This window comes from Paenibacillus sp. NEAU-GSW1 (genome assembly GCF_009737085.1).
GTDB lineage: Bacteria > Bacillota > Bacilli > Paenibacillales > Paenibacillaceae > Pristimantibacillus.
The window spans coordinates 1-20,898 of sequence record NZ_WOVL01000003.1; the positions used below are offsets into that span (position 1 = coordinate 1).

Genomic DNA, 20,898 nt, shown 5'->3' on the forward strand with positions numbered 1-20,898 from the left:
GCACTCTTGGCGGCACTTGTAAGGCCAATATCGGACTTACAGGTGTTCTCTGCTGCTAGTTCGACTCTTGTTAGGCCAATTTTGGTCTTACGTTGGAGGCGAGCGGGAGAGCGGCACTCTTGGCGGCGGATAGGTAGAAATAGCAGGTTCTTGAATAGTTAGTTTGGTGGCAGCAGGCCAGACGAGTCAACGACAAAAAGCGCCGGTTGAAACCGGCGCTCGGCGCTTTGCGCAAGCCAAAGCTTGAGTAAGTATGAGTAATTATTTTCCTACGATTGCATTCAATTGTGCGCGACCTGCGACAATTTCTTGCTCGTAGCGAGTCTGCATAGGCTCGAGAATCGAGGCGTCGCCGCCAGCAGCCGCTATTTGATCGCCGGCATCGTTGAAGATCGCAGTGTATTCCGCTGTGCAGCTGTTGAAAGCGGACGTAGCTACTTTGTAAAGCTCGGTTTTGTCATGCGTCGAAGTCAGTTTCGTGAACTCAACTGCATAACCGGTAAGCTCAGCTTGGCATTCGTTGCGGAGCTGGAAGAGTTTTGCGGAAGTCGTATTGTAAATACGCTGCACTTCTTTCTCAACCTGATTGCCATTGCCATTGCCATTGCCATTGCCTTGGCCGTTGCCGTTGCCGTTGCCTTGGCCATTGCCATTGCCATTGCCATTGCCTTGGCCGTTGCCGCTACCATTGCCAGTACTAGGCTTGCTGTCGCCGTTGCTGTTTTTACCCTTGCTTTTGTCAATCTCAGACTTCAGCTTGTTCAAAATTTTGTCCAAAAACTGGCTCTCAAATCCTTTAAATCCATTGCTCGAAGCTTTGGAGCTTAGCCCCAGCCAGGATCCGGATTGGCCGCCGATAGACAGCTTGGATGCCGCGGAAGCGTTAGCCGCCATAGCCGGCAGCATCAGCGCAACAATCAGCGTCATGGCCAATACGCGATAATTTTTTCTCATTGTCTGCTCTCCTCTCAAAGCTTAGTGATCCACCCGTTTTCAGCGGCAAACCCCACCAGTTGCGCATTGCTTGCCTAGAAAACGCCGTCAACGAAACCATTCACCCCCTCTCCCGGATCAAAGTTTTGAACTACAAGCTAACGGATCTCCGCCCTTCCTGCATCCGATTCACCGGCCTGCGTCCAATGGAGTAATAGATAAAGCCCGAGTTCTCCATCGCCGCAGGATCAAAGCAGTTCCGTCCGTCAATAATGACCGGCAGCTTCATGCCTTCGCGCACTTTTGCCAAGTCCATCGACACAATATCCGCCCATTCGGTCAAAATAACGCAAGCATCGCTTCCAGCAACCGCCTGCTCCGCCGATTCCATATAAGCAACCTCTGCCGGAAGCAGCTTCGAAGCCGCTTCAGTCGCGATCGGGTCATATGCGCGCACTGTTGCGCCCAGCTTCAGCAGCTCCGGCACGATCGACAACGATGGAGCTTCCCGCATATCATCGGTGTTCGGTTTGAACGCAAGGCCGAGCACTGCGATCTGCTTGCCCGCAAAGCTGCCGAGCGCTTCACGCAGCTTGTCCATAATGACAAAACGCTGCTTCTGATTCGTCCGAATAACCGACTTCAGCAGCTCGAATTCATAGCCTGCTTTGTCGGCGATATGCGCGAGCGCATACGTATCCTTCGGGAAGCAGGAGCCGCCATAGCCGATGCCGGCTTGCAAAAACTTGCCGCCGATGCGGCTGTCCATCCCCATTCCGGTTGCTACGTCCTCGACGTCGGCGCCGACTTTTTCGCAAATGTTGGCGATGGCGTTGATAAACGAGATTTTGGTCGCTAGGAACGTGTTGGCCGCATATTTGATCATCTCCGCGCTTTCCAGATCCGTTTTGAAAATACGCGTCTTAAACGGCGCATGAAGCTCCGCAATGACTTCCGCCGCCTCCATATTGTCTGAACCGATAATCGCGCGGTCCATGTTCATGCAGTCGGATAAAGCCGTGCCTTCGCGCAGAAACTCCGGATTGGAGACGATGTCAAAACCGATCCAAGGGTATTTCTTGTTCGCCTGCACCACCTCGCGCACAAGCTCGCCCGTGCCGACAGGGACGGTGCTTTTGTTCACGATAATTTTGTTGCTGTTCAAATGCTCGCCGATTTTGCGCGCAGCCGACATCACATAGCGCATATCCGCTTCGCCGGTCTCCGACATCGGCGTGCCTACCGCAATGTAGACGATATCCGACGCCTCGATCGCTTCGCCGACTTCCGTCGTGAACAGCAGCTGCCCCCGTTCCTTGTTGCGGACAACCATTTCCTGCAGTCCCGGCTCGTAGATCGGAATTTCATTCCGGTTCAGCATATCGATTTTGCGTTGATCGACGTCGCAGCAGATGACCCGGTTGCCGATTTCCGCAAAGCATGCGCCCGACACCAGTCCGACATAGCCCGTTCCGATTACCGTAATTTTCCGCATATTACTTCGCCACCTTATTTAGAATGGGAAAATGTTTCTCGTAAACCGACTGCACATAATGAAGCACGTCCGTTTGCAAATCTTCACGCTGTAAAGCGAAATCAAGCGTCGCTTTAATAAAGCCGAATTTATCGCCGACATCGTAACGGACGCCGTCGAAGTTGTAGGCCAGCACGTTGCGCTGGTCGTTCAGCTTTTTGATCGCATCTGTCAGCTGAATTTCGTTGCCCGCACCCGGCGCTTGATGCTCCAAAATATCGAAAATTTCCGGAGTCAGCACATATCTGCCCATAATTGCATAGTTCGACGGCGCCGCTTTGCGCGACGGCTTCTCCACCAGCCCGTCCAGGAAAAAGACCGACGGTTCGATCGAGGAGCCGCGAGGCGCGATAATGCCGTATTTGGACACGTCATCGTCGCTGACGCGTTGTACGCCGACAACCGAAGAGGAATACCGGTTGTATACACGGATGAGCTGGTTCAAGCAAGGCTCTTCCGATTGCACAATATCGTCACCCAGAAGCACCGCGAACGGCTCGTCGCCGACGAAGCTGCGTGCGCACCAGATCGCGTGGCCAAGCCCTTTCGGTTCTTTTTGACGGATATAGTGAATGTTGGCCATTTCGGAAATGTGGCGGATTTGATCAAGTTCTTTCGTTTTACCCTTTTTGGAAAGCATGTCCTCAAGCTCGAAGGTTTTGTCAAAATGGTCCTCGATCGCCCGTTTGCCGCGGCCGCTAATAATGAGAATATCCTCGATGCCGGAAGCGATCGCTTCCTCGATAATGTATTGAATCGTCGGCTTGTCCACGATCGGGAGCATTTCCTTCGGCTGGGCTTTCGTCGCCGGCAAGAAGCGGGTGCCAAGACCGGCTGCCGGAATAATCGCTTTACGCACTTTCATGAGATATCCTCCTGTATATGTTCATTTTTAAGCTCGTTTGAGCTTCATTCGCATGGGTCGGTACCGACTCGACTGGCTCCGTTTTAGGTTCGTTTGAGCCTAAAACTCACGCTGCTCGCACCCGCCGCTATTGCGCAACCGCTCGCTTCGCTTGCTGCAAACTGCCAACGATCACGTCAATAACGCGGTCCTGCTCGTCCTGCGTAAGGCTTGAGCCCGAAGGCAAGCAAATGCCTTCTTCAAACAAGCTGTCCGAGACGCTTTCTTCGCTGCTGTGCCGGTAGTAGGCATACTGCCGCAAAAGCGGCTGCAGATGCATCGGCTTCCATACCGGGCGCGCCTCAATGTTCGCCTCATTCAAGCGGCTGATCAGCTCGGGAGGCGTCAGCCCCGTCACATGCTTGTCGATCGTCATCGCAGTGAGCCAGCGGTTAGCCCGGCCATACGAAGCTTCCGGCATCATAGCGACGCCTTCCAGCGATTCGAACGCTTTAGCGTATCGCTCGAAAACTTCGCGGCGGGCATTTACCCGATCGTCAAGCACGCGCAGCTGCCCGCGCCCGATACCGGCCAAAATGTTGCTCATCCGGTAGTTGAAGCCGACTTGCGTGTGCTCATAGTGCAGCGCTTGATCCCGCGCCTGCGTCGCATAAAAGCGGGCTTTAGCCAAAGCTTCCAGGTCATCGGAAACGAGCATTCCGCCGCCCGACGTCGTAATGATCTTGTTGCCGTTAAACGAGTAGATGCCGAAGCGGCTTAACGTGCCGCTGGCTTTATTCTTATAAGTTGCGCCAAGCGATTCGGCGGCGTCTTCAATGACAGGTACGCCGTAGCGCGCGCATATTTCGTTAATAGGGTCCATGTCCGCGCTTTGGCCGTACAGATTGACGACGATGACCGCTTTCGGCATCCGGCCGATCAGCTGCGCATCCTCGAAAGCCTGCTCAAGAGCGGTCGCCGACATATTCCAGCTGTCCCGGTCGGAGTCGATAAACACCGGCTCTCCGCCTTCATAAAGAATCGGATTGACGCTGGCGATGAACGTAAGCGTCGATACAAAAACACGGTCGCCTCGCTCGATGCCGATCAGCCTCAGCGCCATATGAATGGCTGCCGTACCGGAGGAAAGCGCAACGGCTCCGCCCGCTCCCGCATAATCGGCGAGCTCTTGCTCGAAGCCGTCTACGTTCGCTCCAAGCGGCGCGATCCAATTGGTGCGGAAGGCATCCTCCACATAATCGCGTTCATGCATACCCATATGAGGAGGAGATAATAAAATGCGTTGTTCCACGCCGATGACAGCTCCTTTCGCTTTTCAAACGTCGCCTCTATTGAACATTTGATTGCTTATTGCCTGCGCTAGTTTGCCGATAAGACCCTGACAGGCTCTTATCTCGCATTTGTTCGGCAGTTTTGATTGCATAAGGCCCTCGCAGGGTCTTAGGTGTCATGGAGCTTTAAGACCTCCGCAAGGTCTTAAAGCTCGCTCGCAACAACAAATATGCGATTGCATAAAATCAATATCCATCGCGGCTTAGCGGATCGCCTTCGCCGGCACGCCGACAGCGGTTACGCCGTCGGGAACGTCGCGGACGGCGATGCCGCCTGCGCCCAGCACCGACCAACTGCCGACGCGGACGCTCGGAATGAGCACCGCGCCGCTGCCGATATGCGCGCCCTCTTCAGCGACAGCTGCGCCGGCCATTGTCGCGTTCGGCGATACATGCGCGTATGCGCCCACGACGGCGTCGTGTTCGACGACAGCGCCGGAGTTGATGATCGCATGCGTGCCGATCGCCGCGCCCGGGCCGATGACCGCCCCCGGCATAACGACCGTGCCGAGGCCGAGCCGCGCATCCTCGGCGACGACTGCCGCCGGATGGACGAGCACCGCGTACGCCGCCTCCGGCAGCGCAAGCCGCTCGACAATTGCCCGGCGCGTGCGGTTATCGCCGACACCGATGACGACATGCATGTCCGGCTCGTCAGCAATAAAGTTCGGCAGCTCTGAGATCGGGCCGTACGGCAGTCCGCCGCGCAGCTCCACCGCCGTGAAGCGGTCATCGACGACAGCCGCCAGCCGGTACGCCGTTAACAAGCGCGCCATATCCATCAGCACGCGGCCATGACCGCCGATGCCGACAATCATGAGCGGACGACGCGGAGCCGAACCGTCCTCATAAGCTTCCGAATTCGCGGCGTAAGCGTAATCGTATGCGTAAGCTGCTGCTCCCCGATTCGTCATGATGCGCTCCCCATTTCCCGGCTGCCCGTAAATTTATGGACGGTCGCATGACCCTGCTGGGAGATGCCGTCCCGCTTAAGCACTTTGACCGCCGTCAAAGCCAATATTCGCAAATCAAACCCTATTGATTGCCGCTCGACATACTCCGCGTCGAGCTTAAATTTATCTTCCCAAGACACCGTATTGCGGCCGTTCACCTGCGCCCAGCCGGTTATGCCCGGCCGAACGTCGTGACGGCATGCCTGCTCCTCGGTGTACAGCGGCAAATATTCCATCAGCAGCGGCCTCGGTCCGACGAGACTCATATCGCCGCGTATAACGTTGAACAGCTGCGGCAGCTCGTCGAGACTCAGCTTGCGGAGCAAACGGCCGAATGCCGTCATCCGCGCTTCGTCAGGAAGCGGCTCGCCGTTTCGGTCAAACGCATCGCGCATTGTGCGGAATTTCAGCACATAGAACGGATTGCCGTATTTTCCCGGCCGCTGCTGCTTGAACAGCACCGGCGAGCCAAGCTTCAAGCGCACCGCAACGCCGACTGCCGCCATTAAAGGCAGCAGCAGCAGCGCCGCAGGCACGCTGACCGCCAGGTCGAACAGCCGCTTTGCCATGCTGTTCAATCGTGCGGCTATCCCGCGCGAGCGGGATACGCGGCGGGCCGTCTCGCGATAGAGCCGCTGCAGACGCTCCACGACGCGCGCCTCCGTAAACTCGGCGTCGATCCGCCGGCGTCCGGCCTCGCCGAAACGGGCGCGCAGCGATGCATCGCCCATTACGCTCGCCAGCGCCTCAGCAAGCCGAACCGCGTCGCGATACGGCGCGAGCAATCCCGTCTCGCCGTCGGCAACAAGCTCCCTTGTTCCGAGCACATCGGTCGCTACGACCGGCTTGCCGAGCGCCATTGCTTCCATTAACGAGCGCGGAATGCCTTCCTTCTCCGAGGTCAGCGCTACCGCGTCCGCCATCACAATCCAAGGAATAATCGTCGGCTGCTGACCGGCGAATACGACATCCTCCGTCAGGCCATGACTGCCGACAAACCGGCGAACCGCCGCTTCCAGCGGGCCTTGTCCAGCCAGTACGGTTACCCAGTCCAGCTTGCCTTCCTGCTTCAGTGCCGCGAGTGATTCCAGCAGCAAATAATGATCCTTTACCGCTTCGAAACGGGCGGCGACCAGCAGCACCTTCCGCTCCGGCCCAATGCCGAACGCTCTGCGCAGCATTTCCAGCTGCGCGTCCGACACGTTCGCAGCTTTCGCTTCCAGCCGCTCCTTGTCGACGCCGTTGCCTTCCATATAAACCGGCCGCCATGGCGCCAGCTGTTTCAGCACCTGTGCATCCTCCGCATTCTGCGATGCCAACGCATGGCAGCATACGGCGCCCGCCTTCTCCAGCATCCGGTAAAGCCAATACGTCCGCTTCGGCTGCCCCTCATAAAAAGGAAGGCCGTGGCTCGTATGAACGACCGTCTTCACGCCTGCCATCATCGCCGCAACGCGGCCGATAATGCCTGCTTTTGCCGTATGCGTATGAACGATGTCATAGCGTTCTTTTTTAATTAGCCGGTACATCGCCATAATCGACCGGAAGTCTGCGAGAGGCTTGATGGAACGCTCCATCGGAACAGCTCGCCATTCGAACGGATACGCAGACATCGTTTCTGCATCCGTTCCCTCCGGCGACGATATGAACGTCACCTCGTAACCGCCCAGCTGCTGCAGCAGCCGAAGCTTGTCGCCCATAATTTTGTGGCTGACGCCGGATGTGCAAATATGGGCTGCTTTCATCATTTGCTGCCACCCGCAGTTGCCAAGGTCTCAGCTTTTTCGCCGTAATAGGCTTTGTACCATTCCGCAAACTTGCCGATGCCTTCTTCGATCGTCGTGTCCGGCTTGAAGCCGACATCCTTCATCAGGCCGTCAATGTTCGCGTAGGTAGCAGGCACGTCGCCCGGCTGCATCGGTTTATATTCAATGACCGCGTCGCGGCCGATCGAGCTCTCAATCGTGCGGATGAAATGCATGAGCTCCACCGGCTTGTTGTTGCCGATGTTGTACACCTTGAACGGCGCATAGCTGCTCGACGGATCGGGATTGCTGCGGTCCCAGGCGGGATCGGGCTGCGGCACGTTGCTGAGAAGCCGGTAAATGCCCTCCACAATGTCGTCGATGTACGTAAAGTCGCGCAGCATCTTCCCTTCGTTAAACACCTCGATCGGCTCGCCGGCCATCATCTTCTTCGTAAAGCTAAAGTAAGCCATATCCGGTCTGCCCCAAGGGCCGTACACGGTGAAAAACCGCAGGCCTGTTGTCGGCAATCCGTACAAGTGGCTGTACGTATGCGCCATCAGCTCATTCGCTTTTTTCGTCGCGGCGTACAGACTGACCGGATGATCGACGCTATCCGTCGCAGAGAAAGGCATCCGCTCATTCGCCCCATAAACCGAGCTCGAGGAAGCGTAGATCAAATGCTTCACGCCCGCTTGGCGCGACGCTTCCAGCACATGGCCGAAGCCCTTGAGATTCGTCTCCAAATAGGCGAACGGATTGGTCAGGCTGTATCTCACGCCGGCTTGCGCCGCCAAGTGGATAATGTGCTCAACCCGCTCTTCCCGCACGAGCTGGATCAAACCGTCGTAATCAGAGATATCCAGTTCAACGCCTTTAAAAGAGGTATGTGGAAGCAGCTGCGCGAACCGGTCGCGCTTCAGCTGCACGTCGTAATAGTCGTTAAAGTTGTCGATGCCGACAACGCGTTTTCCTTCTGCCAAAAGGCGGGCGCATAAATGATAGCCGATAAAGCCTGCCGCTCCAGTTACTAGAATTGTCATAATGCCTCCACCCTTTCTTTCGAATAAGTTGTTCTGACCGCTCCGCCGGAACGGACATACTCGCCAAAAGAACGCCAGAACGCTTGGCGCTTCGCATCCAGGCGCACTTTCGTGTAGCCCCGCGACTTGCCGAAGTTGAGCTCCGCCTGCTCTTTCACCCATGCCCGGTCGACAGCGGCGCGCTTGAGCTGCTCCGCCAATTGGGCTGCTTGTCCCGGACGGTGCAGGCAGCTTTCGTGAATCAGCTCGGGAATGCCCCCGGCCGTCGAGCCGAGCACCGGGCATCCGCGGCTCATCGCTTCAATCGTCGCGCGCGGCAAGCCCTCCTGAAAGCTTGGCTGCAAGTACAGGTCGATGTTGTCCAGCCATTCGAATACCGCTCCGCCGCTTGGCAGCACGCCTTCGAACGTCACCGCGCTCCCGATGCCAAGCTTGTCCGCTAGCGCCTGCCAGCGTGACGGATCGCCGTCGCCCAGCACCCGGAACCATACGCGGGGAAGATGCGGCTTTGCTTTCGCAATTGCCTTAAGCGCGACATCAATCCCTTTCGCGCCGCCATTCAAGGACCCGATCAAGCCAATCGTCATCGTTGTTTGCGAGCTTCCCGACATTATGCGCTCCAGCCTGCGGTTCAGCACCTCCTCGCCCGGCTCGGGAATTTCTACGTTCGAGCAGGACTCGGTCAAGCCGTTAACGCACGGATAACGCTGCTGCAAAAACTGCTCCGTTACATAAAGCGAGTAAGGCGCGCTTTTGACCAAAGCTCTCGTCTGCTGCAGCGCGAGCGGCGCATACAGCTTGCCTTGCACGCTGCCGTAATTCCACAGCCCGTCCCATGCGCAGGCGACGACCTCGACCGCATACGGCTTGCCCAGACTGCGGGCGACGCGAATCGCTTCCGCTCCAATCTCGCTCGGAAGCCTTGCAATGACCGCATCCGCTTTGCCGATCGCCTCCGTCAGCAGCTGCTCGATATAGCCCCGCTTGGTCAGCTTATTGACCGGGTTGCTTAATGACGGCAGCACCAGAAACTCGACGTTTGCGCCGCTCGATAGCGTTTTGCCGGTCATATCGGCGTCAAGCGGCGTTTTTTTGCCGCGGCAGGCGATCGTCAGTTGATCGAACACGCCGAGATACCTTTCCCACACGGCATAAGGCAGCTTGCCGCCGGAGAAAAACTTGCCGGATTCATTGAAATAAAATGTATGGTCATGCGCCCAAACCAGCTTCATCCTGTTCCCTCCTAAAAATGATCCAACCTCCGCCGTTCGCAGACGACGGACCGTATTGTGAAACCGAATAGCGGATGTTTTTTATGTTTTTTCCGCTATTTCGAGCCTAATGCCGCTCTTTCGCGGAATAGCGGAACTTTCTTCCGCTATTTCCGCCGCCAGCCTTGCTCGTCACCCTCGCGCCCCAGCATCGCCCCGTGGCCATGCCGCCGCGGCCTGCCCGTCGATGCGCTTCACCGCTTTAGCCGGCACCCCGGCGGCGATAACGCCGGATCCGACCGGCTTCGTCACGACCGCCCCGGCCGCTACGATCGAGCGGGCTCCGATATCGACGCCCGCCAGCACGCGAACCCCGCAGCCGATCCAAACGTCTCGGCCGATGCGGATCATCCCGCCCGCGACCGGATTGTCGCGGATCGGCAGCGACGCATCGCTCCACGTATGCTGGAACGAGACGAGCGACGATTGATGGGCGATGGACACCTCATCGCCGATCATCAGCCCCCCGTAAGCATCGATGTAGCATTGCTTATGGATGCTGACATTCGAGCCGATTGTCATCCGCTCCGGATACTTAAGCTCGACCGACCGGCCGACGAGCACGTTGTCGCCGCAGCTTTTGGCCAGTCTGCGCAGCAGGCAGTACCGGAATGCGACGCCCGCAAGCTCCGGCAAGCCGTCGCTCAGCACCCACAGCCATTGCAGCAGCGGTCTCGGGAGCGGCCGCAGCATCGTTTCCAGCAGCCTAAGCGCAGGTAAAAAGCGGCCGAATTTATCGCGTCCCCGCATGCGGATCAGCTCCTTTTGCACGTGTTGAGATCGCGTTTGCGATTAAAGCGTTATTTTTCACTCTATCACTAGTCTGAATTTTCTGATGTTTTGGCCTGAAGGAGTAGCGGCACCATACGAGCGTATAGGCGCTAATCGTATAGATCACCGGTACGATCGGCAATTTTTTCCGCACCATGTTGTCTCCGATCGTTCCAATTCCGTAATCAAGCGAGCGCCCCGTTACCGTCGCATAGCCGACCAGCACTAGCACGCACGCATACGTAAAAATAAGCAGGGCGGCCATGAGATAGAACCGGCGCGTTTCCTTGTACTTCAAGGCGTAGAACACGGACATCCCCAGCATGATCGTCATGAACAGCGCTTCCATCGTGCGCATCATCAGCTTTGGCTCCCAGTTCGCCGGATTGATCGGATTGGGACTGATGAACAGAAAGACCGACAGCATGCCGGCATTGATCAGCGAAAGCGGACCGACCTGCCATACGATGAGCAAAAGCGCGCCAACAGCCATCACAATCGCCGAGCGCAGCTTCTGCGCGTAAAGGAAGTAGAAGCTTAGCGTGTAGATGATTGCGTAATCCCGCAGCCCCGTTGCGTACAGCATCACGACGATAAACAGCAGCCATTGCTTGCGCAGCAGCAGTATGGTGCCGTACAGGCCAAGCAATACGCATGTAATGTCCTTTGCAAACAGCGAAGACATGTACATAAGCGAAGGACTGAGAAGCAGGCCGACCACCGTCACAATGGCAAAAGAATGCTTCGGCCGCCATGCGCCGTCCTCCAGCCCGTCCCGGCCTTCCGCATCCGGTGGCAGCGTATAGCCGAATCGCCCGTCGTTCAGCCGGTATGCCGCGTTAACGATAAGCAGCAGCAACACCGTGTTGAGCAAAATGATGGCCAGCGGATTTTCAAGCTCCAGCCATTTGAAGAACGGCATATACAGCATGCCGAAAATCGGCACCGCCGAAATGTTCATCCATTGCGTCCGGATATGCTCCATCGCATACGGCATATATTCCGACAGCCGCGCAAACGTCGTCACCTGCTCGAAGTAATGAATCTCGTCCGGTCCGTTGAGCGGATTGACGGTTGCGCCGTAGATCAGCTTGCCGAGCAGCATGGCCGTGAAGCCTGTCATAAGCAGAAGCGGCGCATTAGGCCAGCGCATCAGAGCAAATGCCGGGAGCAGCAGACCGCAGTATACGACGAGGGCGATCGTCTCATCCCAGGCAAACACCCAGCGCGCCGTCAATGCGAGCAGGATGGCATACGCCAAGCCGGCGGCTGTACGTACATCGATCCGCTCAGCCGGCATACATACGCTCCAGCTTTGCCGCGCTTTCTTCAATGTTGTAGCCGCGCTCGCTCAGCGCCGCCGCCCGCTGCTGCCAGCTTCTTTGCTTATGCCTGCCCCGGTCGCGAATATCCGCTTCCCCAGCGAGCTTCGCGATGCCTTCGGCCCAGCGTTCCGCGGTATCATCGGCCGGAAGCCGGCTGATCATGCCGAGCTCGAGATCGGCCTCGCGAGGCACTTCTTCAGAAACGAGGCACGGAACGCCGGCAGCTTGCGCCTCGATAAGCACGATGCCAAGACCCTCGTATAGCGAAGGAAGCAAAAAGCCGTCGAGAGCGCCCAGCAGCTCCGGAATATCTTTCCGCAAGCCGAGAAAGCGGACCTGGCCGGCAATGCCAAGCTCTTCCGCCTTTCGCTCCATCTCGGGCCTCAGCGGTCCGTCGCCGACGAGCAGCAGCTGCGCGTCCGGCGCAGCGCCGGCATAGATAGCGAAAGCTTCAAGCAGCTTGGCATGATTTTTCTGTTTGCTGAAACGGCCGATATGGCCGAGCAGCGGACCTTCTCCGCTTGCGCCGAACCTGCGGCGCAGCTCTGCGCGGTCCTCCGGCAGCTCCTCATAGGGTGCCAGCGAAATCGCGTTCGGGAATACGGCGGCGCGCTGATCGCGCCAGCAATCCTCGCCGAACAGCGATTCGCAAGCGGCCCGCGAGCAGCCGAGCAGCGCCGTCGCATGCTTGCGGATTAACCGCCGCATGTAGGCGCGGTACAGCGAGCGAAGCATCGAGCTCGAGCGGCTGTCGTTCGTATTGTGGCTGTGCCCGATACGCACCGGCACGCCCAGCTTGGCAGCAAGCTTCAGCACATAGCCGCTGAAGCCGAACACATGGCTGTGAACAGCGTCATACGGGCCATGCTTTTGCATATTGGCAAGCAGCTGCTTGCGGAAAGCGCCGATGCCGTTTTTGGGCGGCGGCTGGACGAATATCGTTCCGCCAAGCGCCCTAATCTCGTCGTCGTAAAAAGCAGGCTCGGGCGATTGGACAGCAAAATGAAATTCATACCGGTCGCGGTCGATATTGCGATAAACGTTCATTAAGAGCGTCTCAATGCCGCCGGGATGCATTTTGCCTACGATGTGCAGCACTTTAATTTTGCGGTTACGAACCGGATTCATCTTTGTCTCCTCCTCCATTGCCCTGCGGAGCCTTTTTCAAGTGAAAGCCCAGCGACCATGCCAGCGTCTGCACGCCCGGTTTGCGCCGGACGATCATGACGGCTCCGATATTCCAGGTCATGATCGAGGCTGTGGCGGCAATCGCACCCCCTGTCATACCGAGAGAAGGAATAAGCAGTCCATTAAGCGCAGCGTTAACGACAGCCGCTACCACAAGCACCTTGGTCAGCGCATTTTGGCCGCCGGTCATCGTCGCGACAATTCCGTTCTGTCCGCAAAAGGCGTTAAACACTTGGCCAAAAACGAGAATCAGCATCGCCGGGTACGCCTGCGTAAATTCAGGACCGAACAGTGCCAGCGTCCAGCGGCCGAAGATGGCGAAAAACAAACCGACGGCCACGGCGAACAGGAAGCCGACCCGCCCGGTCGATGTGCACACCTTTTGCAGCGTGTCCATATCGCCCTTTGCATACGTCTCGGAAATGAGCGGCGAAGCGGTCATGTTGACCGCCGTCAGCATAAAGGCGACAAGCGTCGCCAGCCGGACGGCGACGGAGAAAATGCCCGATTGCGTTTCATTCTCAATTAACCCCAGCATGAGTACGTTCAATTGTCCGAGAATGAGGTAGACGCCTGCGTTAGCCATCAACGAGCCGGACAGCTTCATCCAGCTTCGCATCTCGTACTGAGGTACCGCAGCCGTCAGCTCGCGGCCGATCCGCTTCTTGAGCACGACCGCGCCAACCGCGTACGCGATAACGACGGCGGCTACAAAACATAGCATCGCCACGCCGGCGTCAGCGGTAATGCCAAGTGCCGAAGCGGCAAATACGAAGGCGATCGTCAATACCGGACGCAATATTTTTTCCGGCATTTGCGCGTACAGCACGTCCTTCACCGCTTGCAAAGCGCTTTGGCGAAGCGTCGCCAGCGTCAGAAGCGGAATCGAGGCGAAGCCTGCCGCATAGGCAACAGCCTTTGCCGTGTCTCCTGCCGCATCGCCGTTCAGCAGCACATAAGCGAGTCCCGCGACAGCTAATACAATAGAGAGCGCCAGTCCAATCTGGTTGCTGCGCTGCAGCAGTCCTTTAATAAGTCCCCATTCGCCATTCACCCGATAGGCGGCAACCAGCTTTACGATTGCCGTATCGAAGCCCAGCTTTGCGGGAAACACCATAAACGTGACGACCGTCGTCACGAAAGCGTAAACGCCGTAGCCGTCGACGCCAAGCACTCGGGCCAGCGCGACCTGCATCAGCATCGCAAGCGCCATGCCTGCGGAGTTGATGAGGAAGCTCGCGCTGCCGCCGCGGCTTAGCTTTTTGGCGAATGACGACTGCTGCGTCTTGGGCGCTGCCGCCGGCGTCGCCGCCTGCTTTCCCGCCGCTTGTCCCGCCGTCTCGCCCGTAATCATCGTATGAATTCCCTCATTTCTCTTCGTAAAATTAGGAGCCGACTGCGATCGTTTCCGAATTGCGGTAAGTCGGCACTAGATGCTGCAGCACGGCGCGGATTTCATCCGGATGCTGCGCAAGCACCTTCTCCATTTTGCGGATTTCGAAATCAAGCTCGGTCCGGTTCAACTGCGCCGGCCGACCGATAAAGATCCGATTATGCTTCGTAGAGGACAAGCCCTCTTCGTTGGTCAACAACTCCTCGTATAGTTTTTCGCCTTCGCGCATGCCGGAGAACGTAATGTCGATATCGAGATTTGGCTCGTAGCCTGACAGGCGGATCAAGTCGACGGCAAGATCGTAAATTTTGACCGGCTTGCCCATGTCGAGAATGAACACCTCGCCGCCCTTGGCGAAGGAACCGGCCTGAATAACGAGCTGCACCGCCTCCGGTATCGTCATGAAGTAGCGCACCATTTCCGGATGCGTGACCGTCACCGGCCCGCCTTTCAAAATTTGCTCTTTGAAGCGCGGAATAACGCTGCCTCGGCTGCCTAACACGTTGCCGAAACGAACGGCGACGAATTTGGTCGAGCTGTGCTTATCCAAGCTTTGGATGAACATCTCGGCAATCCGTTTTGTCGTGCCCATAACGCTCGTCGGGTTAACCGCCTTATCCGTCGAGATCAGCACGAATCGTTCTGCTCCGTATGCGTCTGCGCATTCGGCGACGTTTTTCGTGCCGAACACGTTGTTCTTGATTGCTTCAGCCGGATTGCGCTCCATAAGCGGTACGTGCTTATGCGCCGCTGCGTGGAATACGACCTGCGGACGGAACCGCGCAAAAACGCTGTCGATGCGGCTGCGGTCTTGAACATCGGCGATAACCGTCTCGATTTCGAGCTCCGGGAACGTTCCACGCATCTCCATCTCGATATTGTAAATGCTGTTCTCGCCATGACCGAGCAGCAGCAGCTTGCTTGGAGCGAAAGGCGCGATCTGGCGGCATAGCTCCGACCCGATCGAACCGCCTGCGCCGGTAATGAGCACGACCTTGCGTTCAACATAGCCCGCGATATGCTCGAGATCGGTCCGAATCGGATCGCGTCCGAGCAAATCCTCAACGCTCACGTCGCGAACCCGGCCGGAAGCGCCGCGTCCGTCGATCATATCCTGCAAATCAGGGACGATGCGCAGCTTTGCTTTCGTCGTTTTGCAGATGTTGACCAGTGCAGAAATTTGCGACTTTGATACGGAAGGCATGGCGATAATCATTTCATCGATGCGGTGGCTTTCGACGATGCATGCAATATCGCCGCGGCCGCCGAATACCGGCAGTCCGAGCACCTGCATCCGGTGCTTGTACGGATCGTCGTCAATAAAGCCGACAGGGGTAATCGTAACGCCGTCGTTCTGCTGCATTTCCTTCGCGATCAGCGTGCCGCAGCTGCCGGCGCCGATAATGAGCGCTTTGCGCGTGACCGGCTGCTTCTTGATGCTGTACTTGTCGCAGAACGCCCGCCATGCGATGCGGGGACCCGCCATTAAAGCCAGAATGCCTGCAAAATGGTGCAGCGCAAGCAGCCCATGCGCTTTGCCTTGAATAACAAGCGCTGCGGCAAACGGGATAACCGCAGCAAGCAGCGCAGTTTGCGCGATGCATTTCAGCTCCGCCATGCCGGTATACTGCCAGATGCGGCGGTCCAGCTTATGGCGGTTCAAGCTCCAATAACCGATCGCCAGCGAAGCGGCGCCGTAAAGCAGCCACCCGGTCGGTCCTCCCAGGGGCTCCGACGGCTCGAGAGCGTAAGCAACGGCCAAGCTGAGCAGCACGGCCGCCAGATCCCAAGCGATAATTACTTTTGTCCGATAAGCTACACGCATAATTGTTATTCCTCCTTCTCGTTTTGCCTGTTCTTCCTTTCCAGTTTTAGAATGCCTGGGCGCTAACCCTCGGCGTATTCGTAATAAGGACCGGCTTCGCTTTGCGACGTCTGGTTCAAAGCGACGCCAACGATTCGAGCCTGAACAAACTGCAGCGCATTGCGCGCTTTGACCACATGCTGCCGTTTGCCGGTTCGGGCATTCACGACGAGCAGTACGCCGTCGCATCTTGTTGCCACAATCTGCGCATCGCTTACGGCAAGCACAGGCGGCGTGTCGATCAGCACCATGTCGTACTGCCCTCTCAATTGTTCAAGCATCGCATCCATTCGGGCCGATCCAAGCAGCTCCGACGGATTCGGCGGCGTCGGTCCAGAAGTGAGCACATCAAGTCCTTTGATCCGGCTCTTCTGAATCGCATCGTCAAGCCGCGCTTGTCCCGACAGCACCTGCGACAGGCCTGCGCGATTGCTAAGCTGCAGCGTATAGTGTGCTGTCGGCTTGCGCAAGTCGGCATCAATAAGAATGACTTTGAGATCAGACTGGCTGTAAGTGACGGCGAGATTCATAATGGTTGTCGACTTGCCCTCCTTCGGGCTTGCCGAAGTAACCATCAACAGCTGAAGCGCACGGTCGATTTCCGCATATTGCAAATTGGTGCGCAGCGTCCGGTAAGCTTCCGAAATCGGGGACATCGGATTAACCTCCGTTACGATAGGCCGCTGCTCGCTGTCTGATTTGCCCTTGCCTTTGGCCATGCTTTTGCTCATGTTGAGCCTTGTCATGCGGGACATACGTTCCATCAGCCTCCTTTATTCTCAGACATGAGCGGCGAAGCTCCTCCATTTGCAGAAGCTGCTGCTCTTGTTTTTAGCCTTAAATCGCTTTGCCTGATATTCGGAACCGCAGTCAGTGTAGGCAGCCCGAGATGCCGTTCGATTGCCGCTTCCGAACGAAGCGTATCGTCGAAATATTCAAGCAACAGCACGAGCATAATGCCCAGCATAAGCGACACCACCAAGCCGATGGCGATATTCAGCTTCGTCTCCGGCTTGATCGGGCCCGGCTGCTTGTCCAAATCTGCTGTGTGCAAAATATACACATTGTCGACTTGCATAATAAGCGGAATTTGCTGCTGGAACACATAAGACACGGAATTTACAATTTGCGCCGCCCGCTTATAATCGGTGTCCATATAGGATACCGTCACCACTTGCGTCCCGTTCACGGAGCTGAACCTGATATTGCGCATCAGCTGCTCCGTTGTCAGTTCAAGCTCGGGATGCTTCTCCACGACTAGATCCATTATGGACGGCGTGCGGATGATCTCTTTGTACGTGTTGATCAGACTGAGATTTGTGTTGATCATGTTCAAATCGAGCTTGAACGCCCCCGCCTGACCGACGGTCGAATTGACGATCAGCTTCGTATAGGCTTGGTAGACCGGCTTCATAATCCATGTGCTATAAGCTCCCGCCGATGCTGTGCCGATGACGGCTACGAGTATGACGAGCCAAAGCTTTTTCCGAATGAGCATTAAAATTTGCTTCAAGTCCAATTGACTGCTCAATACGACACGAACCTCCATCCTTCTCCAACAAGTCGTTTTATTCGATTTGATTATGTCACAATACCAAACTTTACAATGAGGGTTTAAGGTAATATTTTCAAATAGGAGCTGACTATCATTTTCAAAACCATTTACATGCTAAATATCCTAATCATTTATCTTGAACTCGAATAAATATATGAATAAAAACATGACATGAACGAATAAATTGTTGTTTAAATATATTATTTGCAGTTTTAATTTTCCATGTAGCTATAAACGGTTATATGCCTATTGGATTAGTCGATTTCTTGCCTTTGAAAGGTCAACTTTCCGCACAACATCAATGGTTAACAAAGAAGGACGAGGAATTATGGCGCGAGGAGGGGGATCGCTTTCGGAAGCAATAGAAGGACTTTTGCCATGGATGGCGCCAGCCTTTGGGATTTTCGTCCAGCTTTTCGCTATTGCGTCAAAAACAGATCATTAATCAGCAGGTATGGAAAACCGTCTGCCGACCTATTCTTGGTCTTTTTTGGAAGGACGATTGTCCTCCAGCATTGCTTATGTAATCATTATGCTCGCCAAAAATCGAGGAAATGACGATTAATATAATTTAATGCGGCTCTCATTATGGATAAGTAATGATTGGTTTTCCTGAATAATACAGTATTTAAGCGCTTTCAACATATGTCAATTGTAAATGCCGATAGTTCGCCGGTCTGACGACACGAGTCTAATCCTGCCGCACCAACCGGACATTTTAGACTCAATAGCCTTAAAGTCTGCCTTTTCCGCCGACTGCTGCTGTTTTCTATCCATATAAGGCCGTTTTCGGTCTTTCCTCCTCAGCTACACCTCGCGCACTCGACTTTAAGGCCGTTTTCGGCCTTAAAGACCGCCTTTTCCGCCGACTGCTGCTGTTTTCTATCCATATAAGGCCGTTTTCGGTCTTTCCTCCTCAGCTACACCTCGCGCACTCGACTTTAAGGCCGTTTTCGGCCTTAAAGACCGCCTTTTCCGCCGACTGCTGCTGTTTTCTATCCATATAAGGCCGTTTTCGGTCTTTCCTCCTCAGCTACACCTCGCGCACTCGACTTTAAGGCCGTTTTCGGCCTTAAAGACCGCCTTTTCCGCCGACTGCTGCTGTTTTCCATCCGTATAAGGCCGTTTTCGGTCTTTCCTCCTCAGCTACAGGTAGTGCGCACTCGACTTTAAGGCCGTTTTCGGCCTTAAAGACCGCCTTTTTCGCCGACTGCTGCTGTTTTCTATCCATATAAGGCCGTTTTCGGTCTTTCCTCCTCAGCTACACCTCGCACACTCGACTTTAAGGCGTTTTTCGGCCTTAAAGACCGCCTTTTCCGCCGACTGCTGCTGTTTTCCATCCGTATAAGGCTGTTTTCGGTCTTTCCTCCTCAGCTACACCTCGTGCACTCGACTTTAAGGCGTTTTTCGGCCTTAATATGCCACGTTGATGCCGAAATCCAACGACATTAGGCTCATTTGAGCCGAATATCTGCAAATGCAACCTGTCTTGCCGCACCAACCGGACTTTTTAGTCTCATATGCGCTTAATATGCCGCGTTGATGCCGAAATCCAACGACATTAGGCTCATTTGAGCCTAATATCTGCAAATGCAACCTGTCTTGCCGCACCAACCGGACTTTTTAGTCTCATATGCGCTTAATATGCCGCGTTGATGCTGAAATCCAACGACATTAGGCTCATTTGAGCCGAATATCTGCAAATGCAACCTGTCTTGCCGCACCAACCGGACTTTTTAGTCTCATATGCGCTTAATATGCCGCGTTGATGCTGAAATCCAACGACATTAGGCTCATTTGAGCCTAATAGTGGAGTCAGCTAGCCAGTAAGCCCCATCCACAAACAAAAAGCTACCCCATTGTCATCGTGATGACGTTTTGGGATAGCCTTTTCTCCTGACCCGAATCCAACTAACCTTGTTCAATTTGCAAACTGGTCAAAATTGTCCTTACAGCGCTTCGGATCGAAACTGCCCGTGAACGGAAGCGATCGCCTGCGCCAGCTTTGCAGGCATCTTGTTCGTCATGATTAGCGCTCCGGCTTACAGATAAACGCCTTGCACGCAAACCGCTCCCGGAACTTCGATGGCATATCCCGTGTATACAGGCAAACCCGATTCCTCCAGACGAAATACAGCTACGTTATTCGAGTCCTTATTAGCCGCAAGCAAATATTGGCCTCCCGGCAAAATCGAGAAATGGCGCGGATGCTTGCCTTCGGTGGACACATGGCCGACAAGCGCCAATTTGCCCGATGCCGCATCAACTGCGAAAACAACGATGCTGTCATGTCCGCGATTGGAGCCGTACAGGAATCGGCCGTCCGCCGACATCGTAATTTCCGCGCAGCCATTCTGCCCTTCCCAGCCAGCCGGAAGCGTCGAAACCGTCTCAATCGTCTCCAGACGGCCGCCTTCCGCATCATAACGGAACGCAACGATCGTCGAATCCAATTCGTTAATGACGTATGCAAAATTGCCGTTCGGATGGAACGTCAAATGGCGCGGGCCTGCTCCTGCTTGCACCGCAGTCTCGCCATGGAATACCAGGACGCCTTGTTCTTCATTAATCGTATATGCGCGAATGCGGTCGATGCCCAAATCCGGCACGAATACAAAGCGGCCGTCAGGGCTGAAGAACAAGCTGTGCGGATGGGGCGCTTCCCCTTCATGCTGCTGAATGTCGAGCAGTTCGCCGATTTCGCCGTTGTCCGTAAGCGACACCAGGCTTACGCGGCCGCCATGATAGCTAGCAAGCAGCACATATTTGCTTTGCGCGTCGCGTTGTATGTGGCAGGATGGCGCCGTAATCGCAAGCTTGCGATTCAACAGCGTCAACGATCCGCCGTCGCCTTGAACGCCGATCTCAAACGCAAGCGCGTCTCCGCCTTTGCCGCCATCTTCCGTTACGCCTTCCGCAATCGCATACAGACGGCGGTTCGCCGCATCAATGTTCAAGTACGTAGGATTGCGCATGCCCGATGCTTGATCAAGCAGCGTCAATGTGCCCTTTTCTTCATCAAACGCATACATATATACGCCTGCCGCAGAAGCCTCCGCATAGGAACCGATAAATACTTGTATTTGTTTCGTCTGTTCTGTCATTTCTCCAATCTCCTCCATCGCTT

17 protein-coding genes and 1 pseudogene are annotated in these 20,898 nt (G+C 55.6%); all 18 read right to left on the reverse strand.

Annotation, left to right across the window (positions count from 1 at the left end):
- Positions 1–261: 261 nt before the first annotated feature.
- Positions 262–954, reverse strand: coding sequence for a hypothetical protein (locus GOM71_RS02290; RefSeq protein WP_156278110.1), 693 nt, complete (start codon positions 952–954; stop codon positions 262–264).
- 130 nt (positions 955–1,084) lie between these two features.
- Positions 1,085–2,428, reverse strand: coding sequence for a UDP-glucose 6-dehydrogenase TuaD (tuaD, locus tag GOM71_RS02295; protein ID WP_156278112.1), 1,344 nt, complete (start codon positions 2,426–2,428; stop codon positions 1,085–1,087).
- Position 2,429: 1 nt separating this feature from the next.
- Complete coding sequence (galU, locus tag GOM71_RS02300; protein ID WP_156278113.1) at positions 2,430–3,332, reverse strand: UTP--glucose-1-phosphate uridylyltransferase GalU; 903 nt, start codon at positions 3,330–3,332, stop codon at positions 2,430–2,432.
- 127 nt (positions 3,333–3,459) lie between these two features.
- A complete protein-coding gene (locus GOM71_RS02305; protein WP_483311020.1) occupies positions 3,460–4,629 on the reverse strand; it encodes an aminotransferase class I/II-fold pyridoxal phosphate-dependent enzyme in 1,170 nt (389 codons plus the stop codon).
- Between the two features lie 237 nt (positions 4,630–4,866).
- Positions 4,867–5,577 carry an acetyltransferase gene (locus GOM71_RS02310; protein ID WP_253944653.1) on the reverse strand — a complete coding sequence of 237 codons (711 nt, stop codon included), beginning with the start codon at positions 5,575–5,577 and terminating at the stop codon, positions 4,867–4,869.
- Positions 5,574–6,185 (reverse strand): sugar transferase, encoded by a 612-nt coding sequence (locus GOM71_RS24235; RefSeq protein WP_253944667.1) that lies wholly within the window; start codon positions 6,183–6,185, stop codon positions 5,574–5,576. The genes GOM71_RS02310 and GOM71_RS24235 overlap by 4 nt, the downstream gene beginning before the upstream one ends.
- Positions 6,186–6,266: 81 nt before the next feature.
- Positions 6,267–7,364 (reverse strand): annotated as a pseudogene (locus tag GOM71_RS24240) (glycosyltransferase family 4 protein); the annotation flags it as partial.
- The gene (locus GOM71_RS02320) at positions 7,361–8,404 is read right to left on the reverse strand and encodes an NAD-dependent epimerase (RefSeq protein ID WP_156278117.1); all 1,044 of its coding nucleotides are present in this window, start codon (positions 8,402–8,404) and stop codon (positions 7,361–7,363) included. The pseudogene GOM71_RS24240 and the gene GOM71_RS02320, both read right to left, overlap by 4 nt.
- Complete coding sequence (locus GOM71_RS02325; RefSeq protein ID WP_156278119.1) at positions 8,401–9,636, reverse strand: glycosyltransferase family 4 protein; 1,236 nt, start codon at positions 9,634–9,636, stop codon at positions 8,401–8,403. The genes GOM71_RS02320 and GOM71_RS02325 overlap by 4 nt, the downstream gene beginning before the upstream one ends.
- A 171-nt stretch (positions 9,637–9,807) precedes the next feature.
- Positions 9,808–10,446: an acyltransferase gene (locus GOM71_RS02330; RefSeq protein ID WP_367649436.1), complete on the reverse strand. Its 639-nt coding sequence runs from the start codon at positions 10,444–10,446 to the stop codon at positions 9,808–9,810.
- On the reverse strand, positions 10,409–11,746 hold the full coding sequence (locus GOM71_RS02335) for a hypothetical protein (protein WP_156278123.1): 1,338 nt from the start codon (positions 11,744–11,746) through the stop codon (positions 10,409–10,411). Before GOM71_RS02335 ends, GOM71_RS02330 begins: the two co-directional genes overlap by 38 nt.
- Positions 11,736–12,899 (reverse strand): glycosyltransferase family 1 protein, encoded by a 1,164-nt coding sequence (locus tag GOM71_RS02340; RefSeq protein WP_156278125.1) that lies wholly within the window; start codon positions 12,897–12,899, stop codon positions 11,736–11,738. Before GOM71_RS02340 ends, GOM71_RS02335 begins: the two co-directional genes overlap by 11 nt.
- Positions 12,883–14,313 carry an oligosaccharide flippase family protein gene (locus GOM71_RS02345; protein ID WP_156278127.1) on the reverse strand — a complete coding sequence of 477 codons (1,431 nt, stop codon included), beginning with the start codon at positions 14,311–14,313 and terminating at the stop codon, positions 12,883–12,885. The genes GOM71_RS02340 and GOM71_RS02345 overlap by 17 nt, the downstream gene beginning before the upstream one ends.
- A 31-nt stretch (positions 14,314–14,344) precedes the next feature.
- Entirely contained in the window at positions 14,345–16,177 is a 1,833-nt protein-coding gene (locus GOM71_RS02350) for a polysaccharide biosynthesis protein (RefSeq protein ID WP_156278129.1), read from the reverse strand.
- Positions 16,178–16,239: 62 nt separating this feature from the next.
- A complete protein-coding gene (locus GOM71_RS02355; RefSeq protein WP_253944668.1) occupies positions 16,240–16,962 on the reverse strand; it encodes a CpsD/CapB family tyrosine-protein kinase in 723 nt (240 codons plus the stop codon).
- Positions 16,963–16,979: 17 nt separating this feature from the next.
- Positions 16,980–17,747: a YveK family protein gene (locus GOM71_RS02360; RefSeq protein ID WP_156278131.1), complete on the reverse strand. Its 768-nt coding sequence runs from the start codon at positions 17,745–17,747 to the stop codon at positions 16,980–16,982.
- Positions 17,748–18,843: 1,096 nt separating this feature from the next.
- Positions 18,844–19,002 carry a hypothetical protein gene (locus tag GOM71_RS23685; RefSeq protein WP_173275093.1) on the reverse strand — a complete coding sequence of 53 codons (159 nt, stop codon included), beginning with the start codon at positions 19,000–19,002 and terminating at the stop codon, positions 18,844–18,846.
- A gap of 811 nt (positions 19,003–19,813) precedes the next feature.
- Complete coding sequence (locus GOM71_RS02365) at positions 19,814–20,875, reverse strand: lactonase family protein (RefSeq protein ID WP_156278133.1); 1,062 nt, start codon at positions 20,873–20,875, stop codon at positions 19,814–19,816.
- Positions 20,876–20,898 lie beyond the last annotated feature (23 nt).

Coding starts and splice junctions, on each gene's coding strand:
- GOM71_RS02290 (WP_156278110.1), bottom strand. CDS start 954: ATGAGAAAAAATTATCGCGTATTGGCCATGACGCTGATTGTTGCGCTG.
- tuaD (WP_156278112.1), bottom strand. CDS start 2,428: ATGCGGAAAATTACGGTAATCGGAACGGGCTATGTCGGACTGGTGTCG.
- galU (WP_156278113.1), bottom strand. CDS start 3,332: ATGAAAGTGCGTAAAGCGATTATTCCGGCAGCCGGTCTTGGCACCCGC.
- GOM71_RS02310 (WP_253944653.1), bottom strand. CDS start 5,577: ATGACGAATCGGGGAGCAGCAGCTTACGCATACGATTACGCTTACGCC.
- GOM71_RS24235 (WP_253944667.1), bottom strand. CDS start 6,185: ATGGCAAAGCGGCTGTTCGACCTGGCGGTCAGCGTGCCTGCGGCGCTG.
- GOM71_RS02320 (WP_156278117.1), bottom strand. CDS start 8,404: ATGACAATTCTAGTAACTGGAGCGGCAGGCTTTATCGGCTATCATTTA.
- GOM71_RS02325 (WP_156278119.1), bottom strand. CDS start 9,636: ATGAAGCTGGTTTGGGCGCATGACCATACATTTTATTTCAATGAATCC.
- GOM71_RS02335 (WP_156278123.1), bottom strand. CDS start 11,746: ATGCCGGCTGAGCGGATCGATGTACGTACAGCCGCCGGCTTGGCGTAT.
- GOM71_RS02340 (WP_156278125.1), bottom strand. CDS start 12,899: ATGAATCCGGTTCGTAACCGCAAAATTAAAGTGCTGCACATCGTAGGC.
- GOM71_RS02345 (WP_156278127.1), bottom strand. CDS start 14,313: ATGATTACGGGCGAGACGGCGGGACAAGCGGCGGGAAAGCAGGCGGCG.
- GOM71_RS02350 (WP_156278129.1), bottom strand. CDS start 16,177: ATGCGTGTAGCTTATCGGACAAAAGTAATTATCGCTTGGGATCTGGCG.
- GOM71_RS02355 (WP_253944668.1), bottom strand. CDS start 16,962: ATGACAAGGCTCAACATGAGCAAAAGCATGGCCAAAGGCAAGGGCAAA.
- GOM71_RS23685 (WP_173275093.1), bottom strand. CDS start 19,002: ATGGATAGAAAACAGCAGCAGTCGGCGAAAAAGGCGGTCTTTAAGGCC.
- GOM71_RS02365 (WP_156278133.1), bottom strand. CDS start 20,875: ATGACAGAACAGACGAAACAAATACAAGTATTTATCGGTTCCTATGCG.